Source organism: Consotaella salsifontis, assembly GCF_900167365.1.
GTDB classification, from domain to species: Bacteria; Pseudomonadota; Alphaproteobacteria; order Rhizobiales; family Rhizobiaceae; genus Consotaella; species Consotaella salsifontis.
Map to the genome: position 1 here is coordinate 107,226 of NZ_FUXL01000008.1, position 23,568 is coordinate 130,793.

Consider the following 23,568-nt stretch of genomic DNA (forward strand, 5'->3'; position numbering starts at 1 on the left):
GAGATGGCCCGCATCGGTCTTACCCTCGGCCCCTGTCTGTTCAACTGGTCGGCCGAGCGCCTTCTCGCCTTCTATCGCGGCATCGCCGAGAACTCTGTCTATGATCGGGTCCATGTCGGCGAGGTCGTCTGCGGCAAGCGCATGCCCTTCTCCGATCCGGTGTGGCCGGAGGTGATCGAGACGCTGCAAAGCGCCGGCAAGGAAGTGGTGATCTCAACGCTCGCGATGCCCTCCACCGTGCGCGAGCGCAAAGCCCTGGCCGAGCTGGTCTCGGGCGACGTCATGGCCGAGATCAACGACATCACCGCCCTTGCCTCGTTGGAGGGCCGGCCCTTCACTGTGGGCCCACTGATCAACGTCTACAACGAGGCGTCGGCCGCCTTTTTCGCCGGGCGCGGCGCAAAGTCCATCTGCCTGCCGGTGGAACTGCCGCTATCCTCGGTCGCGGTCATCGCCAAGGCCTGCGAGGGACTGGAAGCGGAGGTCTTCGCCTTTGGCCGCCTGCCGCTGGCGCTCTCCAGCCGCTGCTACCACGCCCGGCTGCATGGCCTTCACAAGGACTCCTGCCAGTTCATCTGTGATCGCGATCCCGATGGCCTGGCGGTCGACACCGTGGATGGCCAGAAGTTCCTCGCCATCAACGGCATCCAGACGCTGTCCGACGGCGTCCAGCTCTTCCTGCCAACGGCGGGCGAGGCATCCGCCCACGGCATCAAACGGCTGCGGATTTCGCCCCATACGCTGGACATGGTCACGGTGGGGGCGACCTATCGCCGGCTTCTCGACGGCGAGATGAGCCCGACAGAGGCGAAAGAATCGCTGCTGGCCCTTGGGCTCCCCGGCGCGCCGGTCAACGGCTATCTCAGCGGCGGCGTGGGCGCCTCGCAGCTCGAACTCGCCTAAATCCCCGCTCTCGCCCCGTGGCCGCGCCCCTCAATGGAGGCGCGCGACGACAGGGACCCAGAAGGCGAGCGTGAGCAGCGCCACCAGGAGCACCGGTGGCGTCAGGATGAGCCCGATCCGGCAGTACTGAGCCCAGCCGATATGGCGGCCCTTGCGGGCCAGCCCGTGCAGCCAGAGCAGCGTCGCCAGGCTGCCGATGGGCGTGAACTTCGGCCCGAGGTCGTTGCCAATGACGCTCGCGTAGATCATCAGCTCGCGCGTGTGCTCGGAAACGGCGGCGCTCTTCACCGCGAGCGCCGAGAGGAGCGTCGCCGGCAGATTGTTCATCACCGAGGCGAGGATCGCCACGGCAAAGCCTGTGCCCACGGTCGCGATCACGTCTCCCTGCCCGCCGAGATAGGTCAGGACAGCGGCCGTGCGCTCGGTCAGGCCGGCGTTGCCGAGACCGTAGACCACCACATACATGCCGACAGAAAACCAGACGATCTGCCAGGGCGCGCGCTGGATCACCGTCTTCAGCGGCACGACGGCGTGACGCCCGCCGAACCAGCGTCCTGCGACCGCCACCAGAATGAGCGCCGCGCTGCCCGTCACGACAGAGACGGGAATGCCGAAGGAGGGCGCCAGGAAGAAGGCGAGGATCAGCGCCGCCAGGAGCGGCAACGCGAGCCCCGCAATGGCGGGATCGCGAATAGCCGAACGTGGCCGCTTCAGCGAGGAGACGTCGTAGCGGCGGTCCACCACCTTGCGGAAGTAGAGCCACAGGACAAGGAGGGTGGCGGCGACGGAGGCAAGGTTCACCACCGCCATGACGCCGGCATAGCGGCCGAAGCCGATGCCGAAATAATTGGCGATAACGATGTTGACGAGGTTGGAAATGATGAGCGGCAGGCTCGCCGTGTCGGCGACGAAGCCGATGGCGATGGCGAAGGCAAAGGCCGCCTCGCGCTCGAAATCGAGGCTGAGCAGGATGACGAGCACCAGCGGCGTCAACAGCATCGCCGCGCCGTCATTGGCGAAGACCGCCGACACGATCGCCCCGAGCAGAATGATGAGCGGAAACAGCCGCCGGCCAGAGCCACCTCCCCAGCGGGCGACATGAAGCGCCGCCCAGTGGAAACAGCCGGCCTCCTCCAGCACCAGCGAGATGAGGACGAGACCGACGAAGGTGAAGGTCGCGTCCCAGACGATGTGCCAGACAACGCCTATGTCCTGGAGATCGACCCCTCCAAAGATAAGGGCGAGAGTGGCCCCGCCCATGGCGGTCCAGCCGATGCCCAGGCCCTTCGGCTGCCAGAGCACGAGGACGAGCGTCGCGAGAAAAAGCAGAAAGGAGAGCAAGGAGCGGGACCGCGAAAGGGCGCCGGGGGCGCGGGCGAACTCCTTTGCCACAACCCGATGACGGGCAAAAGATGCCGGCGCGCAATCCTCCTTCGGCGCCGGCGCAAGCCGAGCCGAAAGCCCTAAGCCGGCGCCAACACGATCCCCTTCTCCGCGACGGCTCGCGCGGGCAGGCGAAGTTCCTGATGCAGCCCGCCCTCGCTCCGATTGGCGATCTCAATGGTGCCGCCGGCCTGGGTGACGATCTCGTTGGCGATGGCAAGGCCGAGGCCAGCACCGGGATGGAACTGGCGGCGCGCGGGATCGGCCCGAAAGAAGGGCTCGAACACCCGGCCGAGAAGCTCCTCGGGAATGCCCGGACCCTCGTCATCGACAGTGACGACCGCCACGTCGTGCTCCATGCCGGTTCCAACCAGTGCCCCGCCACCATGGGTGGCCGCGTTCTGGACGAGGTTGCGGATGGCCCGCTTCATCGCCAGCGGCCGGCAGCACACCTCGGCCGGAGCGAGAGGTCCGAGCGCCACCTTGCGGCCGATTTCCTCCATCTCTCCGGCGATTTCCGCCACCATCCGATCAATGCGCAGCCACTCGACGCTCGTCTCCTCGACCTCCTCGCGCACGAGGCGGATGGCGCTGTCGGCGATGCGCTCCAACTCGCCGAGATCCTTCAGCCACGTTTCGCGGTCCTCCTCGGGGAGGAACTCGGCGCGAAGACGCATCCGCGTCATTGGAGTCCGCAGGTCGTGCCCCGCCGAGGCCACCAGCCGCATTCGGCTCTCCATCGCCGCCCTGAGGCGCGACGACAGGCGATTGATGGCGCGGGCCGTCTCACGCACCTCGACCGGCCCGGTCTCGGGCAATGCGGCGATGCTGCCGCCGGGACCGATGGAAGCGGCCGCTTCCTCCAACATGCGCATCGGCCTGGTGATCTTGGAGGCGGCGAGAAGCGAGATCGCTATGGCGCCGATGACGATGAGAAGCAGGTAGCTGGTCAGCGCGCGCCAGGGCGACGGCGGCCCGCTGGGAAACGGCAGATAGACCCAGGAGCCATCCCGCAGGAGAAAGCTGATGGCCTGGCTGCCGCCCGGCATGCGCACCGCTTTCACCGCCATCGACTGGTCATAGAAGGCCAGTTCGCGGCGCATTCGCCGGGTCAGTCTTTCGACCACAGCCTCGCGCGGAGGCTCTTCCCCAACCATCAGGCCAACCTCCCTCGCCCGCCGGGGCGAGCCGTCGATAAGGCGGGAGATGATGTGGATCTGGCGCGCAAGCGTATTGCCGAAGCTGTCGTCACGACGACGATCGGTGATCTGGAAGGTGACGATGGCGGCGACGATGACGACGCCGACGATGGCCACCGTGATGAGCAGCGCCAGACGGGCGCGCAGTGTCATCATGCGGCGACGTCCTCACGGCTGACATCGGCGGCGAACTGATAGCCGCCGTTGCGCACCGTCTTGAACAGCCGGAAGACGCCCGAGTCGCCGAACTTGCGGCGCAACCGGCTCATGGTGACGTCGATGGTGCGGTCGAACGGATCGGACATGCGCCCGTGCAAGAGGTCGAGCAGGAGATCGCGCGACAGGACCCGTCCCGGCCGGTCGAGGAAGATCAAGAGGAGATCGAACTCCGCGCCGGTGAGGTCGATCTCCGTCCCTTCGGCATCGGTCACGCGCCTTGCGCCCGGCGAGACGATGAAGTTCTCGAAGCGATAGCGGGCCGCGTTCGATGGAGTCTCGACGCCAGGCGCCGAGCCACGGCGCAACACCGCGCGGATGCGGGCGGCCAGCTCGCGCGGATTGAAGGGCTTGCCGAGATAGTCGTCGGCGCCGAGCTCGAGGCCGATGATACGGTCGACGTCCTCCTTCAGCGCGGTGAGCAGGATGACGGCCAGCTCCGGCCGCTCGCCCTTGAGCTGACGGCAGAGATCCAGCCCCGAGCCATCGGGAAGCATGACATCGAGCACCACAAGGTCGATCGCCCGGTCGGCGAGCGCCTGCTCGCATTCCCGGCAGGAGCCCGCCAGCACGGTCTGGAAGCCCTGGCTTTCGAGATAGCGCCCGAGAAGCTTGCGGATTTCCGGGTCGTCATCCACCACAAGAACGCGCGTCTTGTTTTCCATCGTCTCGTCCAGTCCATCACGATCAGTGATGTATCGCGATCATTCCGCTCCACGGCGGGGATTTTTGTTGCGAAAGGTTGCGCCCGCTCGCCGCAAGGGCCGACAGCCTCGCAAAAAGCCGCCTCCCGACGAAACAAAACGTAACACATCGATATTCCCCGATCATGGTCTGGGCTCGCCCCGGACGTATCTTCGGACCCATCGAAACCGAAAAACACGGGAGTTCATCTCATGCGTTTTCCGACGAAGACCACCGCTGCCCTTCTCGCGCTCGGCATCAGTGTTCCGGCGCTGGCGGTCGGCGCGGCCTCGGCGCAGCCCGCCCCACCCCCGCCTCCGCACGACCGGCCGATGGCGCAGCCTCCCCATCACTGGGGCCACCACGGCCCGAAGGGCTTTGGCTTCGGGATGATGGGCGGCGGTCCGAAGCTTCTCATGCTGTCGGGCGGGCTCAATGCGGCGGAGACGGCACTCGGCATCACCGACGACCAGCAGGACGCCTGGAAGGCCTTTACGTCGGCCGTCATCAACTTCGCCCAGACGATGCGCCCCGGCCCCATGGGTCCTGGCATGATGGGACCCGATATGATGGGTCCCGACATGATGGACCAGATGTCGTCTTCGGCCGATGACGACGACGAGGACACGGCACCGGATCAGCCACCTTCCGTGGCGACGCCCCAGTCCAACAGCGTGGCGCCCGTGCCGGAGCCGGATTCGTCGAACAACAGATCCCAGCGCAAGCTCGAGGACCTTCCAGCGGTGCGGATGCTGGATCGCATGATCGACCGGCAGGCCCAGCGCGCCGAGGCCGCGAAAAAACTGCGCGATGCAGTCAGCGGGCTTTCCGCCGTGCTCACGCCCGATCAGGTGAAGACAGCGCAGGCGCTTTTGCGCGAGATGCCCCATCGAGGAATGCATCGCGGCTGGCACCATCGCTGGCGCGACGACGGCCAGCGCGGCTGGCGCGATGGTCACAAGGGTCGCCATGGCGACTGGTCCAACGGTCCGCGCTGGTCGCAGGACAGTGACCAAAGCCCCTCGGACGACGACACCAACGACGACGAGTAAACCCGTTGGGACGCCCTCTTATGGGCGTCCCGGCTCTTTTCGATCCTGGATCGACCACACCTTCACAAACGGCACGGTTTCGCGGGCAAAAAACGACCCATCGGCGGTCGTTCGGGCCGCGGGCCGTGCCGCTGGCGTTTTTGAAAGGAGAGAAGGATGGGGAGGAAAAAGAAGAGCGCGGCGAAGTGAGGGGTGTTTTTGCGAGCCGCGCTCTTATCGAGTTATTTCCTGAGCTCAATCAACCATGACGATCTTGTGTCGACCTTACGAAATTTGCGGTTGGCAGCCTTGTTTCGCATCAAGCCCCTGAAACAGGCGAGCCCCGCGCAAGAATTGGCCGCCCGGCGTCCAAAGTTCGATCGCGCGCATCGCTCGTCACATCGCGGTTCGCGAGCGCATGGCGGCAGCGAGTGTTCCCTCGTCCAGATAATCCAGTTCCCCGCCCACCGGCACGCCATGGGCCAGGCGTGTGATCCGGACATCCATACCGGCCAGCTGGTCCATGATGTAATGCGCGGTGGTCTGACCCTCGACCGTCGCGTTGACCGCGAGAATCAGCTCTTTCACGCCACCGCCGGCGATGCGCTCAACCAGCTGGCGGATAGTGAGCTCGTCTGGCCCGATGCCTTCGAGCGGCGACAGCACGCCGCCGAGCACGTGATAGGCCGCGTTGAGCGCCTTGGCCCGCTCCAGCGCCCAGAGATCGGCGACGTCCTCCACGACGATGACGACGGAGTGGTCACGGCTCGCATCCGCGCAGATGGTGCAGGGATCGCGCGTATCGATGTTGCCGCAGGTCGAGCACACTTTCACGGTCTCGACGGCGGTTGCCATCGCGGCGGCCAGGGGCGCGAGAAGCTGCTCGCGACGCTTGACGAGCTGAAGCGTCGCCCGCCGGGCCGAGCGCGGACCGAGGCCCGGCAGTTTCGCCAAAAGCTGGATGAGCCGCTCGATTTCAGGGCCGGCGATGGATTTGGCCATGGGTGTTACCGGGTCGCGCCTCTGCCGATCAGAACGGGAACTTCATCCCGGCCGGCAGCGGCAGGCCGGCGGTGAGTGCCTCGGTCTTTTCCTGGATGGCTCGCTCCAGCTTTCCCTTCGCATCCGCATGGGCGGCGACGATCAGGTCTTCCAGGATTTCCTTTTCCTCAGGCTTGACGAGGGAAGGATCGATAAGGAGCGTCTTGAGGTCGCCCTTGCCATCGAGCGTCACCGCCACGAGGCCGCCGCCCGCATGGCCCTCCACCGCGATGTCCGCGATCTCGGCCTGAAGGCTCTGCATCTTCTCCTGCATCGCCTTGGCCTGCTTCATCATGCCCATCAGATCTTTCATCGCCGTCTCCTTGTGAGATTGGTTCGCAGAGCTCCCGCCCTCCCAAAGGGCCGGTGCTCTCATCCTCGCCCGCCGGCAGGTTTACTCGTCGTCCTCGTCCGGCTCGCCGGCTTCCATGTCGAGTGGAAGGTCGTCGTCATCAAGGGCCGGGACAGAGGTTTCCACCGCCTCGACGAGAACCTCCTCCACCGCATCCGGCGCACCGCGCAGCCGCACGTCGACGATGCGCGCACCGGGGAAGGCATCGAGAACCGCCGCGACGTCGGGATCGGCCGAGGCATCGTTCAGCAGCGCCTCATGCTCGGCCTTCTCCTTCTCCTCGAGAGTCGGCGCGCCCGCCTCCCGGCTGATCGAGACGACCCAGCGCCGGCCCGTCCACTCGTGGAGCTTTCGCGCCAGATCCCCGGCGAAGGCGGCCGGGCATTCCGGCGTCGGCGCGAATTCCAGACGCCCCGGCTCGATCTTCACCAGCCGAAGATACCGGCGGATGCGCACGTGAAGCAGCGAATCGCGCTTTTCCTTGGCGAGCGCGGCAAGCGCCTCTGCCGAATCGAGCACAGGCTCGGCATCCGCCGCCACCTGAAGGCTCGGCTGGGGCCGCGACTGGACGCCGGCCGCGCCGAAGCCCCCATGAGAAAGCGTCGACCCGCCTCCCCTGCCCGAGGCGGACGCGCGGGCGGCATCTCCGCCGGGACCGACGGGCATGGAGGAGCGTGAAGCCGGACTCCCCGAACCGCCGCCTCCCCCGCCGGAAGATGACGGCCCGCCTGGAGATGGCAAGGCTCCGCCCGATTCGATCTGCCGTAACAGATCGTCCGGCGACGGCAGATCGGCGGCATAGGCGATGCGGATCAGCGCCATCTCCACCGCCTGACGCGGATCGACGGCGCGTTGTGCCTCCTCGATCGCCTTGAGCAGCATCTGCCAAACCTGGGAGAGGGTGCGCACCGACAGTGTCTTGGCGAAGGCTTCGCCGCGCTCCCGCTCGGCGGGCGAAAGCGCGGCGTCCGAGCCCGCTCCCGGCACGAAGCGCAGCGAGGTGACGAGGTGAGTGAAGTTCGCGAGGTCGGTGAGTACCACCGCCGGGTCGGCGCCCGCCGCGTATTGATCGCGCAGTTCGGCCAGTGCCGCCGAGGCATCGCCCTTCATCAGGTGCTCGAAGAGGTCGATCACCCGGACGCGATCGGCAAGCCCCAGCATGTCGCGCACGGCATCCGCCATGACGTGGCCCGCGCCATGGGCGATCGCCTGATCGAAGATGGACAGGGCGTCGCGCGCCGAGCCTTCCGCCGAGCGCGCCATGAGACGCAGGGCCTCGTCCTCGACGTCAACGCCCTCCGCCTCGCCGATCTTCTTCAGGTGGGCCATCAGCTCGCCCGAGTCGATGCGTCTCAGGTCGAAGCGCTGACAGCGGGAGAGAACGGTGATCGGAACCTTGCGGATCTCGGTCGTGGCGAAGACGAACTTCACATGCTCCGGCGGCTCCTCCAGCGTCTTCAAAAGGCCGTTGAACGCCTGGTTGGAGAGCATGTGGACTTCGTCGATGATGTAGACCTTGTAGCGCGCCGAGACCGGACGGTAGCGCACCTGGGCGATGATCTCGCGGATGTCGTCGATGCCGGTGTGGGAGGCGGCGTCCATCTCCACCACGTCCACATGCCGCCCCTCCATGATCGCCTGGCAGTGAACGCCGAATTCGCGCATGTGGATGGTGGGCTGGTCGACCGTCTCGGTCTTGTAGTTGAGGGCGCGCGCCAGAATGCGGGCAGTGGTCGTCTTGCCGACACCGCGTACGCCCGTCAGCATCCATGCCTGGGCGATGCGCCCCGTCTCGAAGGCGTTGGTCAGTGTGCGCACCATCGGCGACTGGCCGATGAGATCGTCGAAGCTTTGCGGCCGATACTTTCTCGCCAGCACCCGATAGGGCGTGGCCGGCCCGGTTCCGCCAGTCTCGCTCATGGCCGCGAGCGCCCGCCCGCCGGACGGACGGCGGCGCAATGAAGCCGAGAAGCGCGCTCGGTCATGATCGTATCCGGCTCCCTCGAAGATATCTGAAGAGAACGTCTCCTCCGCGCGGTTGTGTGGCAAAGAGGGAGACGACGCAAGGCGCGCCTTCAAGAAATCGCTGGACGGGACAGGATGGAAAGGCCGCTCGGCAAAGCAAAAGGCCCGATCGCGGCGCGACCGGGCCTTTCAAAAAAGGTGGGAGGCTGGCACGGCGACCCGTGCCTGGCTCGTTGGGGCTGCTTCCTTCCGGACCTGACCCGGTTGGCGAGTGGCGCGTCCACCACCAACCTCCCATGCCTCATATCGACAATCGCCGCGCCAAATGCAAGGGTCGTCATCGAATTGGATTCGCGAACCATGTTGAGCTTTCATCTCGACCCTCGTTTGGAGGCCGAAACCCTTCCTGTCGGCCCTCTCGGCCTTTGCATGCTCCGGCTGATGAACGACCGGCGCTGGCCCTGGCTGGCGCTCGTGCCCCAGCGGGCCCAAATCACCGAATTTCACGACCTGACGCCCCTCGACCAGACCATGCTGACCTTCGAGGCCGCACTCGTGGGACGGGTGCTGAAGCGCGAGACCAAGGCCGAGACGATCAACACGGCGATGATCACCAATGTCATCCCGATGTTTCACCTGCAAATGGTCGCCCGCACCGCTGGCGATCCCTTATGGCCCGAACCCGTGTTCGGCCGCGGCGGCTCCCTGCCCTACGAAGAGGGCGAGGGCGAGCGTTTCGCCGAGACCCTGCGCCAGGCCCTTCTGGCATCCTGAGGTAGATATGATTTCCGAAATCAGTGAGAGGACCGGCTTTGCCGGCAACCGGATTCGCCGCGATTCCGAGCGGCGAACCGAGGAAACCCTGCGTCTGGCGCTCGCCGACACCGAGACCCGCGCCTTCCTCGGCGGCGACGCCGGCTGGCTGGTCAAGCACAACGGCTTCTTTCACGACGGGCTCTTCTCCGTCGAAGAGGCGCGCGCGCTTCATGCCCGGATCGAGGAGGCGGTGCTCCTCGGCACGGACATCGAAGGTCGACCTCGCCTCGCCATCCCGGCCGAGGCGCCGGCCGCGCCCAGCGACGAGCTGGCTGTCATCGATCTTCGCACGATCGGCCAACAAGGCCTTCTCGACCGCGACGCCGAGGGCCAGATGGCGCAGGCCGCCCACCTTCTCACCTGGCACCGGAACAACCGCTTCTGTGGTCGCTGCGGCTCGCCCACCCTGTCCGAGGCGGCGGGGGTGCGGCGCCGCTGCCCCGCCTGTGAGGCGCTGTTCTTCCCGCGCACGGACCCCGTGACCATCATGCTCGTGCATGACGGCGCGGGCCGCGCGATTCTCGCCCGCCAACCGCGCTTCAAGACGCTGTTCTGGTCGTGCCTCGCCGGCTTCGTCGAGCCGGGAGAAACGATGGAGCACGCGGTTCGCCGCGAAACGCATGAGGAGGCCGGACTCGAGGTCGGCCGCGTCACCTATCTGGCCTCCCAGCCCTGGCCTTTTCCCGGTTCGCTGATGATAGGCTGCATCGCCGAGGCGGCGACGACCGAGATCGACTTCGACCGGGAGGAGTTGGAGGACTGCCGCTGGTTCTCTCGGGACGAGGTCATCGCCATGTTCGAGGGGCGCCATCCCGACGGGCTGACGCTGCCGCAGCCCTTCGCCATCGCCCACCATCTCATCAAGGCCTTCGCCGAGGGCAGCTTCTAGCGGGGTGCATGGCAGCCTCCCGCAGACGGCGCGAGGCGGAACGGATCGATGCGTCGAGAGTTGCCTGTCGGTTCCACCGACAATCGATGAGGCAAGGTATGGACGATGCGCAGGCCGCTGCTGCCGCGAAGCATTCGCCGGACAGCGCTTCGGACGACACCCCCGCCGCCGCTCGCCAGGATGGCTCCGGCTCCGGGGGCTCCGCTCCCTCCGCCGGGCACGGTGGCGAGGATCAGGGCAATGGCGCCGAGGACAAGCAGGCCAAGCGTTCGTTTCTTCGCCGCCATCCGTTCTGGGTGGCGCTTGCCGTCCTCGTCATCGCCGCCGCCGCGGTCGGCGGATATTTCTACTGGCTCATCGACATCGAACCCTACGAGAGCACAGACGACGCCTTCGTCGATTCGCGCCAGTTCGCCGTTTCGCCGAAGGTCTCGGGCTACGTGACCGAGGTCGCCGTCACCGACAATCAGCATGTGAACGCCGGCGATCTGCTCTTCAGGATCGACCAGCGGGATTATCAGATCGCCCTGCAACAGGCCGAGGCCCAGGAGGACGCGGCAAAGGCGGCGATCGCCAGCGCCGACGCGCAGATCGAGGCGCAGGAGGCGCAGGTCGAGGCCGCGCGGTCCCAGGTCGCCCAGGCGCAGGCCTCGCTCAATTTTGCCGAGGAACAGGCAAAGCGCGCCCAGGAGCTGGTAAAGAGCGGCGCCGGCACGGTGGAGACCGCCCAGCAACAGGCATCAAATCTCCAGCAGGCACAGGCCGATCTGGTCCATGCCAAGGCCGCCGTCACGGCCGCCGAGAAGCAGGTGCGCGCCCAGGCGGCGCAAAAGGGAACCGCCATCGCGGACGAGAAGAAGGCGGCTGCGCAGCTCGCGGCGGCCAATCTCGACCTTGAGCATACGACGATCGAGGCGGCCCAGCCCGGCCGGGTCGTCCGTCTGAGCGGCGCCAAGGGGGCGTTCGCCCAGGCCGGCCAGAGCCTGGCAATGTTCGTGCCCGACGAGGTATGGATCACCGCCAACTTCAAGGAGACGCAGATCACGGACATGCGGCCGGGCCAGCCCGCCGACATCTCGATCGACGCCTATCCTGATCAGGAGGTGAAGGGCCACGTCGCCTCGATCCAGCCTGGCTCCGGCACGGCCTTCTCCCTGCTTCCGGCAGAAAACGCCACCGGCAACTACGTCAAGGTCGTGCAGCGCATCCCCGTCAAGATCACCGTCGACAAATGGCCCGAGGACGTCGCCATCGGCCCCGGTATGTCGGTGGTGCCGACCGTGACCGTGCGGCCGCGGAGCTGAGGATCGTGAGCAAGGAGAACGCCGGCTCGGGCAACCCCTGGCTCATCGCCATCGTGGTGTCGATCGCGACCTTCATGGAGGTCCTCGACACCACCATCGCCAACGTCGCCCTGCGCTATATCTCGGGCGGCCTCGCCATCAGCGCCGACGAGGCGTCATGGGTGGTGACGACCTATCTCGTCTCCAACGCCATCGTGCTCACGGCTTCCAGCTTCATCGCCAAGCGCTATGGGCGCAAGTCCTTCTATCTCGGTTGCCTAGCGCTCTTCACCGTGGCCTCGATCTTGTGCGGCATGGCGTGGAGCCTTTCCTCGCTGCTCTTCTTCCGGGTACTTCAGGGCTTTGCCGGCGGCGGCATGGTGCCGATCTCCCAGTCGATCCTCGCCGACAGCTTCCCGCCGGAAAAGCGCGGCCAGGGCTTCGCCATGTTCGGCATCGCCGTCGTCGTCGCCCCGGTCATCGGCCCGACCCTCGGCGGCTGGCTCTCCGACAATTACTCCTGGCACTGGTGCTTCCTGATCAACGGCCCGGTCGGCGTGCTGGCCTTCTCGCTCGTCTATTTCCTGGTCAAGGAATCGGAAGAGGTCCGCAAGGAGCGCCAGAGGCTCAGAAGCCAGCATGTGCGCTTCGATCTCGTCGGCTTCCTGCTCGTGGCGGGCTTTCTCGGCTCGCTGGAGGTTGTGCTCGACCGTGGCCAGACCGACGACTGGTTCAGCTCCACCTTCATCATCGCGGTGGCCGCCATCTGCGCCCTGTGCTTCCTGGCGATGATTCCCTGGGAGGCGACCCGCGATAACCCGGTGATCGACGTCAGGATGGTGGCGAGCCGCCAGTTCGGCTCCTGCTTCGTCGTCATGATGGCGACCGGCGCGATCCTGATCGCCACGACGCAGTTCCTGCCCGAGCTCCTCCAGGAGTATTACGGCTACACCGCCACATGGGCAGGGCTGGCGCTTTCGCCCGGCGGTCTGGTGACGATGATGATGATGTTTATCGTCGGCCGCCTCACCGGCATCATCCAGCCGCGCTACCTGATCGCCGCCGGCGCATCGATCATCGCGCTGGCGATGTGGGACCTCACGCGGATTTATGCCGACCTCAACTTCGGCTTTTTCGTTTGGTCGCGGGTCTATATCGGCCTCGGCCTGCCGCTGATCTTCATTCCGATCACCACGGCGTCCTATTTCGGCATTCCGCCGGACAAGACCGATCAGGCATCGGCGCTGATCAACGTCGCGCGCAATGTCGGCGGTTCCGATCGGCGTGTCCATCGCGCAGAACACCCTCGCCTTCCGCGAGCAGTTCCACCACAGTCGCCTGATCGAGCACATCTCGCCGTCGAACCCCGCCTATCAGCAACAGCTTTCGGCAGCGACGGAGCATTTCGTTCAGCAGGGTTCATCGCCGGCCGCCGCTGGAAGTCAGGCTCTCGCGGCGATCGGCCAGGCGCTGTCGGCCCAGGTCGGGTACCTCGCCTATATCGACGTCTTCTTCGTGCTGATGGTGATCTCGGCGCTGACGGTGCCGCTCGCCCTCATCCTTCGCACCGTGCCGCTCGGCAAGGGCGCTCCCGCCGGCCACTGACGCCGGCGGCGCCTGATCATTGGCCAGGAAGAAGCAGCGCCGGGCGATCCTCGGCCGCCGGGTAGACGCCGAGATTGCGGTATTCGGCGGAGAAGAACTGGAGCTCCTTCAGCGCCCGGTCGAGCGCCGGATCGTGCGGATGGCCTTCGACGTCCGCATAGAAGAGCGTGGCCGCGAAGCTCCCGCCGAGCTGATAGCTCTCGAGCTTCGTCATGTTGATGCCGTTGGTGGCAAAGCCGCCCAGCGCCTTGTAGAGCGCCGCCGGGATGTTCTTCACCCGGAACACGAAGGTGGTGACGATATCGCGGCTGACATAGGTCCGCCCGGTCTCGTCGAGAGTCGCCTGACGTGGTGCCCAAAGGCTCAAGCGCTTTTCCTCGAAATCGGCGAGAGGCCGGCGGGCCGGATTGGCGAGAATGACGAAGCGGGTGACGTTGTTCTCGCCGTCCTCGACGTTGCGCTCCAGTATCTCCAGCCCGTAGACGTCGGCGGCGAGCCCCGGCGCGAGGGCCGCGCGCGTCTTGTCGCCGGAGGCGGCCACCTCGCGCGCCGCGCCGGCCGTGTCGGCGGCAACCTGCGCCTTCCAGCCCTTGCGGCGGATATAGTGGCGGCACTGGCCGAGGGCGTGGATGTGGCTGTGAACGCTGCGGATGCCGTCGGCCGTCACGCCGGGCAATGCCATCAGCTGAAAATGAATGGGCATGAAATGCTCGCCGACGATCTGAAGACCGGAGCCCGGCATCAGGAGATGGATGTCGGCGACGCGGCCCGCCAGCGTGTTCTCGATGGGGATCATCGCCAGCGCGACCTCGACCTCCTCGCCGTCATGCACAGCGCGCCCACTCTTCACCGCGTCGAAAGCGTCGTCGAAGGAGGCGCAGGGCAGACGCTTCAGCCGATCGCCGAAGACCGCCTGGCAAGCCATGTCGGAATTCGCGCCCGGCTCACCCTGATAAGCGATGAAGCGCCCGTCGATCTCCGGCATCACGTCGAAAAGATTCATGGTGTGGTCCCTCCTCGGACGGGCGAACGGAGCGCCGGCCGTACGACGCGGGGAGAACAAAGTGCGGCCTTGCCGATCGTCAGCAGGCCACATGAAAAATTGCGACAGCCCTGATACGGCATGGATACGAAGGACGGCGAAAGCACCCTTATAGGTGTTGCCTTCAAGGTGCAAAAGACCTAGTTTCCGCGCGCTTTAGGAGAATTATACCGGTGTTTCGCACCGCGTGACGTGGGAGCCGTCCTTTCGCGATGAATTCATTCGAGCTCAACAAGATCATCGGCGCGGTACTGGCGACGATCTTCGTTCTCTTTGGCGCCAGCCTCGTGGGCGGCGCCATTTTCCATTCGGAGGTGCCGGAGAAGTTCGGCTACGCCGTGGTGGTGAGCGAGGACAGCGAGGCCGCACCGGCGGCCGAGGCTCCAGCCGAGGTTCCCGTCGCAACGCTCCTTGCCTCGGCCGATGCCGATGCCGGCGCGTCGCAGTTCAAGAAGTGCCAGGCCTGCCATGACGGCACCAAGGGTGGTGCCAACAAGGTCGGTCCCGAGCTCTGGGGCGTGGTCGGCCGGCCGGTCGCCAGCCACGAAGGCTTCAACTATTCCTCCGCCATGAAGGACTTTTCCAAGGGCGGCGAGGAGCACTGGACCTTCGAGAACCTGAACCACTTCATCACCAACCCGAAGGGCTTCGTGCCCGGCACGGCCATGGGCTTCGCCGGCATCAAGAAGGACAGCGACCGGGCCAACCTGCTCGCCTATCTCCGCACCCTGTCGGACAATCCCGAGCCGCTGCCGACCCCTGAACCGGCGGCGCCCGCGACGACGACGGAGACCGGCGAGGCCGCAGGCGCTGCGACCGCGCAGCCCCAGGCGCCGGCGAATCAGCCGCCCGCCGCCACAGAAGAGGCCCCGGCCGCAGCCGGAACGAACGCACCAGCGGCCAGCGAGCAGCCCGGGACAGGCGAGCCGGCCGCCTCTGGCGACACCCAGGCGAACCAGCCCGCCGCTGCGGGGACAGCCGCCCCGCAGGCCAACCAGCCGGCTGAAGCTCCCGCCGATGCCACGAGCCCGCAGGGCGCCGTGACCACGCAGCCGACCACGGCCGAGCCTGCCGCGACGCCGCAGAGCGGAACGGCGGCGCCGACGGGCGGTGCCGACACGCAGCAGTCGTCGCCCGCGGCTCCGGCTGAGGCTCCTGCTCCGGCCGAGACGCCCGCGGCTCCCGCGCAATAACGCCGTTCGACATCGAGCGATTGATGAAAGGCCGGGCCGACGCCCGGCCTTCAGACTGCTGACAAAGCCCTGGCGTTAGCCGGGGCTTTTTGATTCATTGGGCCATGTTGAAGAGCCCAGCGCCTGAGCAGACTGCGATCGAGATGGTGACGCTCGATCAGTTGGTCCCCAAGGATCACCTGCTTCGCAAGATCGACGCGGTGATCGACTTCTCGTTCATCCATGACCGGGTTGCCGGGCTCTATTGTCCGGATAATGGCCGCCCGGCCCTCGATCCGACCTTGATGTTCAAGGCACTGTTCCTGGGCTATCTCTTCGGCATCCGCTCCGAGCGCCAGTTGGTGCGCGAGATCGAGGTGAATGTCGCCTATCGCTGGTTCCTGCGGCTGAAGCTGACCGATGCGGTGTTTGACGCCTCGACGATCAGCCAGAACCGCCGACGCCGCTTCACCGACGACAGCGTTGCGCGCGACATTTTCGATGCCATCGTCGAACAGGCGATCGACCACGGCCTGGTGGACGGGCGCGTGCTCTATACCGACTCCACCCATCTGAAGGCGAACGCCAACAAGAACCGCTTCGACAAGGCGGTCGTGGCCAAGTCGCACTCCGACTATTGGAACGACCTCGACGCCGCGGTGGAGGCCGAGCGCGCGGTGCACGGCCAAAAGCCGCTGAAGGCCAAGGAGCGCCAGCCGGTGGCGAGGGAGACCAAGGTCTCGCGCACCGATCCCGAGAGCGGCTACATGGTGCGGGACGGCAAGCCCAGGGGCTTTTTCTATCTCGACCACCGCACCGTCGACGGCAAGCTGGCGATCGTCACCGACACCTTCGCCACGCCGGCCAACGTCCACGATTCGATCGTCTACCTCTCACGCCTCGACCATCAGCGGGAGCGCTTCGGCTTCGATGTCGGCGCCGTCGGGCTGGATGCCGGCTATGCCACGGCGGGCATTGCCAAGGGGCTCGAAGATCGCAAGATCCTGGGCGTGACGGGCTATCGCAATCCGACGCCGCCCAAACCCGGCATGATGCGCAAGTCGAAGTTCACGTTCGAGGCCGAGGCCGACGGATATCGCTGCCCGCAGGGTCAGCTTCTCGCCTACGCCACCACCGATCGCCACGGCTACCGGCACTATCGCTCCGACCCAAGGGTCTGCCGGACCTGCCCACTTCTGGCTTCCTGCACGACCAACGCCAAGGCTGAGCGCACCATCACCCGCCATGTGTGGACCGAAAGCCGCGAAAGGACCGATGCCCATCGCCTGACACCCTGGGGCAAGGCGATCTACAAGCGGCGCAAGGAGACGGTGGAACGCTCCTTTGCCGATGCAAAGCAGCTCCATGGCCACCGCTACGCCCGGTTCCGAAGTCTGATCCGCGTCTCCAGCCAGTGCCTGCTCGCCGCAGCCGCTCAGAACATCAAGAAGATGGCCATCGCACTCAGCCGGATGCCGGCTCCGAGCCCCGCATGAGGGCTCCCAGCATCCGCTCCGACCTAGACAGACAAAATCGAGCAGCGATCCGCATCGCCACAAAAAACAAACCCCGCCAATAATGACGGGGTTCGTCAGCAGTCTGAAGGCCGGGCCGACGCCCGGCCTTTTTCGTTCGGCATGGCGTCAAACTGGTCCTGGCGGCGAAGCTCCGCCGAGGAGCGAAGGATTAAACTTTCGTCATTCCGGTTCTGAAGCCTCGGGTCCGCCATAGATTGTGGCATAGTCGCCCCGAATCGGTCATCCGTGCCCATCGAGAACTGGAGGTCAGCTTGACGCTCACTCGCCGATCCGCCCTTCGCCTTTCCCTTTATGCCGCCGCCCTGGCGGTCAGCGGATCATCGGCGCGAGCGCAGCAGTCCAATCCGTTGACGCCCAGCGATGCCGCGTCCACCGGCGCAGGCGCCTCCGCCGCCACGGGCGCCGACAGCGGCTGGGTGACGTGGGACACGCTGATCCGGCCGTCAAAATATGCCGACAGCTTTCCGCACTACGACTATGTCAATCCGGACGCGCCGAAGGGCGGAACGCTCAATCAGGTGGCGATCGGCTCTTTCGACAGCTTCAACCCTTTCATCGTGCGCGGCACGGCCGCGGCGGGCATGTCGGCGGGCAATGGTGGTTTCGGCGGCGGGCTGATCTATGAGACGCTGACCGAACAGTCCACCGACGAGCCGGGCGTCTCCTACGGGCTCATCGCCGAAGCGATGAAGTTTCCCGAGGACGATTCCTGGGTGAAGTTCCGCATCAATCCCAACGCGCGTTGGCATGACGGCGAGCCGATCACCGCAGACGATGTGATCTGGAGCTTCGATACGCTGAGGGAACTCCATCCCCAGTGGAACGCCTACTACCGCAACGTGGTGAAGGCGGAGAAGACGGGCGAGCGCGAGGTGACGTTCACCTTCGACCAGAAGGGCAACCGCGAGCTCCCTCACATCATGGGCGATCTCGTCGTGGTGCCCCGCCACTGGTGGGAAGGGACGGACGCCTCCGGCAAGAAGCGCGACATCACGCAGCCGACGCTGGAGCCGCCGCTGGGCTCCGCCCTATACAAGATCGACAGTTTCTCGACCGGCTCGTCCATCATCTGGGCGCGGGTGCCAGACGCATGGTCGAAGGATCTGCCCCAGAATGTCGGTCGCCACAACTTCGACCGGATGAAATTCGTCTACCTGCGCGATTCCAACGCCTCGTGGGAAGCGTTCAAGAAGGGCGGGCTCGACGATTGGCGTGTAGAGAACATTTCGCGGCGATGGGCCGAGGGCTACGACTTTCCGGCGGCCCAGAACGGACAGGTGATCAAGAAGGAGATTCACTCTCCCAGCGTCGAATCCATGCAGGCCTATGTCCTCAACAATCGCCTGCCTAAGTTCCAGGACCGGCGGGTGCGACAGGCGCTGACCCTCGCGTTCAACTTCGAAGAGATGAACCGGACGCTTTTCTACAACTCGTACAAGCGCATCACGAGCTATTTCGCCAACAGCGAACTTGCCGCGACGGGCCTGCCGAGCGAGGGCGAGCTGAAGTTTCTGGAGCCGCTGCGTGGGCAGATCCCGGACGAGGTCTTCACCAAGGAATTCACCCTTCCTGTCTATGACGACGCGGCTGCGACGCGCGAGCACCTGCGGCAGGCGCTCGATCTCTTCAAGCAGGCCGGCTACGAGCTGAAGGGAACCTCCCTCGTCAACGCCAAGACGGGCGAGCCCTTCACCATCGAATTCCTGGGCGACGACCCCACCGACAGCCGAACGCTGGAGCCTTTCGCCCGCCAGCTTCAGCGCCTCGGCATCAAGACCAACATTCGCATCATCGACACCAACCAGTATGTCGAGCGGATGACCAATTTCGATTTCGAGGTTATGGCCGCGAAGTACTATCCGCAGTCGCTGTCGCCCGGCAACGAGCAGCGAGACTTCTGGAGCTCGAAGGCGGCCGATAGTCCCGGCAGCCGCAACTATGCCGGCATCAAGAGCCCGGTCATCGACAAGCTGGTGGATACCATCGTCTATGCCGACAACCGCGACGATCTGGTGGCCGCGACGCGCGCGCTCGATCGCGTCATGCTTTGGGAATATTACGTCGTGCCGCAGTGGTACAAGGACACCATCTGGCTCGCCTACTGGAACAAGTTCGGCATGCCGGAAACGGCGCCGGAATATGCCGGCATCGACCCCTATTCCTGGTGGATCAAGGACGCCGCAAGCGGCGGCACGCCGCAATGAGCCTCATCCTCTCCCGCCGCCGCTTCGGCCAGCTCGCCCTGGGAGCGGGCGCCGCGGCGATGCTGCCGGGGCGGGCCCTCGCCGCGAATCCGACGGGCGTTCCGCTGCACGGCCTCTCGGTCTTCGGCGAGCTGAAATACGGGCCGGATTATACCGCCTTCGACTATGCCTCGCCGGAAGCGCCGGTCGGCGGCACGTTCCGCATGTCGGTGCCGAACTGGCTCTTCAACCAGTCGCCGCTCACCTTCGACACGCTGAACACCTTCGTGCTCAAGGGCAACGCGCCGCCGCGCATGGAGATGTGCTACGATGCGTTGATGACCTCCGCGCTGGACGAGCCCGATTCGATCTATTGCGCGCTGGCGCAAAGCGTGACGCTTTCGGCGGATCTCAACACCTTCACCTTCAAGCTGAGGCCCGAGGCGCGCTTTTCGGACGGCAGTCCGGTGACGGCGGCCGACGTCGCCTTTTCCTATCTCACCTTGCGCGATCACGGCCATCCCGACCTTGCCCTCGACCTGCGGGAACTGATCGACGCCGTCGCCGAGGATGAGGCGACCGTGCGGCTGATGTTTTCCGGCCGCCAGAGCTTGCAAACGGCGCTCGGCGTGCTGTCGTCCTATCCCGTTCTGCCGAAGGCTTTCTTCGACGGCCGCGATTTCGAGACCGCCGACATGACGGTCATTCCCGGCAGCGGCGGCTACCTCGTCGGCGCGTTCGAGCCCGGCCGCTTCATGGAATACGAGCGGCGCGACGACTATTGGGCACGGGACCTGCCCTTCGCGCGCGGCCTCGGCCACTTCCAAACCATCCGCATTGAGTTCTTCCGAGACCGGCAAATCGCCTTCGAGGCCTTCAAGAAGGGCGCGCTCTCCTGGCGCGAAGAGTTCACCGCCAAGAACTGGGCGACGGAATACGACTTTCCCGCCATGGTCGACGGACGCGTGAAGCGCCGCACGTTCCCCGGTGAGCGGCGGCCGAAATTCCAATGCTGGGCGCTCAACCAGCGCCGCGAGCGCTTCGCCGACCGGCGGGTGCGTCAGGCGATCAATCTGCTCTTCGACTTCGAGTGGACGAACGCCAACATGTTCTACGGGCTCTATCTGCACTCCGATTCCTGCTTCGAGGGCTCGGATTTCAAGGCCATGGGCGAGCCTTCGCCGGAGGAACTGGCGCTGCTGGAGCCCCTGCGCGGAGCGGTGCCGGAAGAGGTGTTCGGACCGGCCTGGACCCAGCCGGAATCCGACGGGACCGGCAACGACCGTAGACGCCTCAAGGCGGCGTTGGACCTCTTCGCCGCCGCCGGATGGAAATCCGAGGGCGGCGGGCTCAAGAACGCCGCCGGCGAGAGGTTCGCTCTCGAATTCCTGATCGACGACCAGGGTTTCGAGCGGGTCTATTCGAAGTTCATCGATACCGCCCGGCGCCTGGGGCTCGATGCGCGCTTCCGTCTGGTGGACGCGGCGCAGTATCAGGACCGCAAGAACCGCTTCGACTACGACATGATCGGCGGCGCCTGGAGCCTTGCGGCGACGCCGACGCGCGACAGCCTGACCACCTTCTTCGGTTCCGAGACGCGGAACCGCGAAGGCTCGTCAAATCTTCCCGGCATGGGCGATCCGGCCGTCGACGCGCTGATCGGCAATGCGGCTACGGCAAAGAGCCGCGAGGAGCTGGTGACGGCGATGCGCGCGCTCGATCGGCTGCTGCGCGTCCGCCTCGACTGGATTCCGAACATCCATTCCGCCGAGCATCGCGTCGCCTATTGGGACGAGTTCAGCTTCAGGGAAGACAAGCCGGACTATGGCTGGCCGGTTGAATCGCTCTGGTGGTCGAAGACCGCCGGCCAGAATTGATCCATCGTTTCGCTCAAGAGGTTTGATCAGGTCTCATGGGAGCCTACCTCATCCGCCGCCTGCTTTTGATGATCCCGACGCTGATCGGGATCATGGCGGTGTCGTTCCTGGTGGTCCAGTTCGCGCCGGGCGGGCCGGTGGAGCAGGTCATCGCCGAGCTTCAGGGCCAGGGCGGCGGCGCCACCGAGCGCGTCTCCGGCGGGGGCGGCGACTTCGGCGCGGGAGCGGCGACCTCCGATTCTCTCGGCTCCAGCTCCGGCTATCGCGGCGCGCAGGGGCTCGATCCGGAGTTCATCAAGCGGCTTGAAAAGCAGTTCGGCTTCGACAAGCCGCCGCTCCAGCGCTTCGGCTTGATGCTGTGGAACTACACCCGCTTCGACTTCGGCGAGAGCTATTTCCGCTCCATCTCGGTGATCGACCTGATCCTCGAGAAGATGCCGGTGTCGATCTCGCTCGGCCTGTGGATCACGCTCATTTCCTACCTCATTTCGATCCCGCTGGGCATTCGAAAAGCGCTGAAGGACGGCTCCACCTTCGACGTTTGGACCAGCGGCGTCATCATCGTCGCCTATGCCATTCCCGGCTTTCTTTTCGCGGTGCTGCTCATCGTGCTCTTCGCCGGCGGCTCGTTCTGGGACATCTTTCCCCTGCGCGGCCTCCTTTCGGATAGCGTCAAGGGCGCCTGGTGCGCGCCCTGGTCCAGCTCCTTCGACATCCCGGATTGCGTGACGCGCACCATTCCCGACTATTTCTGGCATCTAACGCTACCGCTGATCGCCTTGTCGCTGTCGGCCTTTGCAACGACGACGCTGCTGACGAAGAACTCCTTCCTCGACGAGATCAGGAAGCAGTATGTCGTCACCGCCCGCGCCAAGGGTCTTTCCGACCGCCGCGTGCTCTACGGTCACGTCTTCCGCAACGCGATGCTGATCATCATAGCCGGCTTTCCCGGCGCCTTCATTTCGTCCTTCTTCGCCGGCTCGCTGCTCATCGAAACCATCTTCTCGCTCGACGGGCTGGGACTTCTTGGCTTCGAATCGATCTACAAGCGCGACTATCCGGTGGTCTTCGGAACGCTCTACATCTTTTCGCTCATGGGCCTCGTCACCACGCTGATTTCCGATCTCACCTACACCTGGATCGATCCGCGCATCGATTTCGAGAAGCGGGAGGTGTGACCATGGATCGGCCCGACGAAAAGGACTTTCCGCAGGAGATCGACGCGGCGGCAACAGCCGGCGAGCAGACCAGCGGCATCGCCCAGCAGGCGCCCGAGATGCGCTTCAAGCGCTCGCGCCTCTCCCCTCTCAACCAGCGCCGCTGGAAGACCTTCAAGGCGCACCGGCGCGGCTACTGGTCGCTCTGGATCTTCGCGATCCTGTTCGTGCTGGCGATGTGCGCCGAATTGATCGCCAACGACCGGCCGCTCCTCGTCGAATACAAGGGCGAGTTCTACTATCCGATCCTCGTTGATTACCCGGAAGAGACCTTCGGCGGTTTCCTGCCCGTCACGAACTACCGCGATCCCTTCGTCCAGGAGGAGATTACGGCCAATGGCTGGATGATCTGGCCGCCGATCCGCTATTCCTACGACACGGTCAACAACGAGGTGCCGACGCCGGCCCCTTCCGCCCCCTCCTGGACCTTCTCCAAGGAGGATCTGTGCAAGCAGTATCCGCAAGGGGTGGACGATCCCAACTGCACGTTCGGCAACCGCAACTGGCTCGGCACAGACGATCAGGCGCGCGACGTCTTCGCCCGCCTGATCTACGGCTTCCGCATCTCAGTGCTCTTCGGCCTGATCCTCACCGCCGCCTCGGCTGTCATCGGCGTTGGCGCCGGGGCGATCCAAGGCTATTTCGGCGGCTGGGTAGACCTTCTCTTCCAGCGCTTCATCGAGATCTGGTCGTCGATCCCGGTGCTTTATCTGCTCCTCATCATCGCCGCGATCCTGCCCCCTGGTTTCTGGGTTCTGCTTGGCATCATGCTGCTGTTTTCCTGGGTCGCCTTTGTCGGCGTCGTCCGGGCGGAGTTCCTGCGGGCGCGCAATTTCGAATACGTCAACGCAGCGCGCGCGCTCGGCGTCGGCGACTGGACGATCATGTTCCGCCATCTCCTGCCCAATGCCATGGTGGCGACGCTGACCTTCCTGCCCTTCATCCTGAACGGGTCGATCACAACCCTGACCTCCCTCGACTTCCTTGGCTTCGGCCTGCCGCCGGGGTCGCCGTCGCTGGGCGAGCTTCTGGCCCAGGGCAAGAACAACCTTCAGGCGCCCTGGCTCGGCATTTCCGGCTTCGTGACGATCTCGATCATGCTGTCGCTGCTTATCTTCATCGGCGAGGCGGTGCGCGACGCTTTCGACCCCAGAAAGAGCTTCGGGTGAGAT

The 23,568-nt window shown here is 65.4% G+C and carries 18 protein-coding genes, 1 other RNA gene and 1 pseudogene; 12 read left to right on the top strand and 8 right to left on the bottom strand.

The genetic code is table 11. The features are described from left to right. The first annotated feature begins 3 nt into the window (after nt 1-3). Entirely contained in the window at nt 4-903 is a 900-nt protein-coding gene (gene ubiV, locus B5D38_RS12930; RefSeq protein WP_078708849.1) for a ubiquinone anaerobic biosynthesis protein UbiV, read from the top strand. A gap of 30 nt (nt 904-933) precedes the next feature. Here ubiV and B5D38_RS12935 read toward each other — a convergent pair whose 3' ends face one another. The 3 genes from B5D38_RS12935 to B5D38_RS12945 form a co-directional block, all read right to left on the bottom strand. Continuing rightward, nucleotides 934-2,244: an arsenic transporter gene (locus tag B5D38_RS12935; protein ID WP_078708940.1), complete on the bottom strand. Its 1,311-nt coding sequence runs from the start codon at nt 2,242-2,244 to the stop codon at nt 934-936. A gap of 122 nt (nt 2,245-2,366) precedes the next feature. Next, entirely contained in the window at nt 2,367-3,641 is a 1,275-nt protein-coding gene (locus B5D38_RS12940) for an ATP-binding protein (RefSeq protein ID WP_245319191.1), read from the bottom strand. Beyond that, nucleotides 3,638-4,366 carry a response regulator transcription factor gene (locus tag B5D38_RS12945; protein ID WP_078708850.1) on the bottom strand — a complete coding sequence of 243 codons (729 nt, stop codon included), beginning with the start codon at nt 4,364-4,366 and terminating at the stop codon, nt 3,638-3,640. The genes B5D38_RS12940 and B5D38_RS12945 overlap by 4 nt, the downstream gene beginning before the upstream one ends. Before the next feature lie 231 nt (nt 4,367-4,597). Between B5D38_RS12945 and B5D38_RS12950 the strand changes: the two genes are divergently transcribed. Continuing rightward, on the top strand, nt 4,598-5,437 hold the full coding sequence (locus B5D38_RS12950; protein ID WP_078708851.1) for a Spy/CpxP family protein refolding chaperone: 840 nt from the start codon (nt 4,598-4,600) through the stop codon (nt 5,435-5,437). A gap of 375 nt (nt 5,438-5,812) precedes the next feature. On the opposite strand, the gene recR is transcribed toward B5D38_RS12950, so the two are convergent. The 4 genes from recR to ffs form a co-directional block, all read right to left on the bottom strand. Continuing rightward, nucleotides 5,813-6,418, bottom strand: a complete 606-nt coding sequence (gene recR / locus B5D38_RS12955) for a recombination mediator RecR (RefSeq protein ID WP_078708852.1) — start codon at nt 6,416-6,418, stop codon at nt 5,813-5,815. Nucleotides 6,419-6,446: 28 nt separating this feature from the next. After that, the gene (locus B5D38_RS12960; protein WP_078708853.1) at nt 6,447-6,770 is read right to left on the bottom strand and encodes a YbaB/EbfC family nucleoid-associated protein; all 324 of its coding nucleotides are present in this window, start codon (nt 6,768-6,770) and stop codon (nt 6,447-6,449) included. A gap of 81 nt (nt 6,771-6,851) precedes the next feature. After that, nucleotides 6,852-8,729, bottom strand: coding sequence for a DNA polymerase III subunit gamma/tau (locus tag B5D38_RS12965; RefSeq protein WP_078708942.1), 1,878 nt, complete (start codon nt 8,727-8,729; stop codon nt 6,852-6,854). A gap of 243 nt (nt 8,730-8,972) precedes the next feature. Beyond that, nucleotides 8,973-9,069: signal recognition particle sRNA small type (ffs, locus tag B5D38_RS12970), an RNA gene on the bottom strand. A 65-nt stretch (nt 9,070-9,134) separates the two neighbouring features. Here ffs and B5D38_RS12975 point away from each other — a divergent pair. The 4 genes and pseudogenes from B5D38_RS12975 (at nt 9,135) to B5D38_RS12990 (ending at nt 13,367) form a co-directional block, all read left to right on the top strand. Continuing rightward, nucleotides 9,135-9,548 (top strand): HIT domain-containing protein, encoded by a 414-nt coding sequence (locus tag B5D38_RS12975; protein ID WP_078708854.1) that lies wholly within the window; start codon nt 9,135-9,137, stop codon nt 9,546-9,548. A gap of 7 nt (nt 9,549-9,555) precedes the next feature. After that, nucleotides 9,556-10,479, top strand: a complete 924-nt coding sequence (nudC, locus tag B5D38_RS12980; protein ID WP_078708855.1) for an NAD(+) diphosphatase — start codon at nt 9,556-9,558, stop codon at nt 10,477-10,479. Between the two features lie 98 nt (nt 10,480-10,577). Next, nucleotides 10,578-11,783 (top strand): HlyD family secretion protein, encoded by a 1,206-nt coding sequence (locus B5D38_RS12985; RefSeq protein WP_078708856.1) that lies wholly within the window; start codon nt 10,578-10,580, stop codon nt 11,781-11,783. After that, a pseudogene (locus tag B5D38_RS12990) lies at nt 11,711-13,367 on the top strand (DHA2 family efflux MFS transporter permease subunit). The gene B5D38_RS12985 and the pseudogene B5D38_RS12990 overlap by 73 nt, the downstream one beginning before the upstream one ends. Nucleotides 13,368-13,383: 16 nt before the next feature. Here the strand turns inward: B5D38_RS12990 and B5D38_RS12995 are convergent. Continuing rightward, nucleotides 13,384-14,352, bottom strand: coding sequence for a prephenate dehydratase (locus tag B5D38_RS12995; RefSeq protein ID WP_078708943.1), 969 nt, complete (start codon nt 14,350-14,352; stop codon nt 13,384-13,386). A gap of 269 nt (nt 14,353-14,621) precedes the next feature. Between B5D38_RS12995 and B5D38_RS13000 the strand changes: the two genes are divergently transcribed. The 6 genes from B5D38_RS13000 to B5D38_RS13025 all read left to right on the top strand — a co-directional run bounded on the left by B5D38_RS13000 (nt 14,622) and on the right by B5D38_RS13025 (nt 23,565). After that, complete coding sequence (locus B5D38_RS13000) at nt 14,622-15,602, top strand: c-type cytochrome (protein WP_078708857.1); 981 nt, start codon at nt 14,622-14,624, stop codon at nt 15,600-15,602. 104 nt (nt 15,603-15,706) lie between these two features. Beyond that, complete coding sequence (locus tag B5D38_RS13005) at nt 15,707-17,077, top strand: IS1182 family transposase (protein WP_078708944.1); 1,371 nt, start codon at nt 15,707-15,709, stop codon at nt 17,075-17,077. Nucleotides 17,078-17,466: 389 nt separating this feature from the next. Continuing rightward, the gene (locus B5D38_RS13010; protein ID WP_078708945.1) at nt 17,467-19,323 is read left to right on the top strand and encodes an extracellular solute-binding protein; all 1,857 of its coding nucleotides are present in this window, start codon (nt 17,467-17,469) and stop codon (nt 19,321-19,323) included. Continuing rightward, nucleotides 19,320-21,179 (top strand): extracellular solute-binding protein, encoded by a 1,860-nt coding sequence (locus B5D38_RS13015; protein ID WP_078708858.1) that lies wholly within the window; start codon nt 19,320-19,322, stop codon nt 21,177-21,179. Before B5D38_RS13010 ends, B5D38_RS13015 begins: the two co-directional genes overlap by 4 nt. Before the next feature lie 35 nt (nt 21,180-21,214). Then, the gene (locus B5D38_RS13020) at nt 21,215-22,357 is read left to right on the top strand and encodes a microcin C ABC transporter permease YejB (protein ID WP_078708859.1); all 1,143 of its coding nucleotides are present in this window, start codon (nt 21,215-21,217) and stop codon (nt 22,355-22,357) included. 98 nt (nt 22,358-22,455) lie between these two features. Further along, nucleotides 22,456-23,565, top strand: coding sequence for an ABC transporter permease (locus B5D38_RS13025; protein ID WP_078708946.1), 1,110 nt, complete (start codon nt 22,456-22,458; stop codon nt 23,563-23,565). The last annotated feature ends 3 nt before the right edge of the window (nt 23,566-23,568 follow it).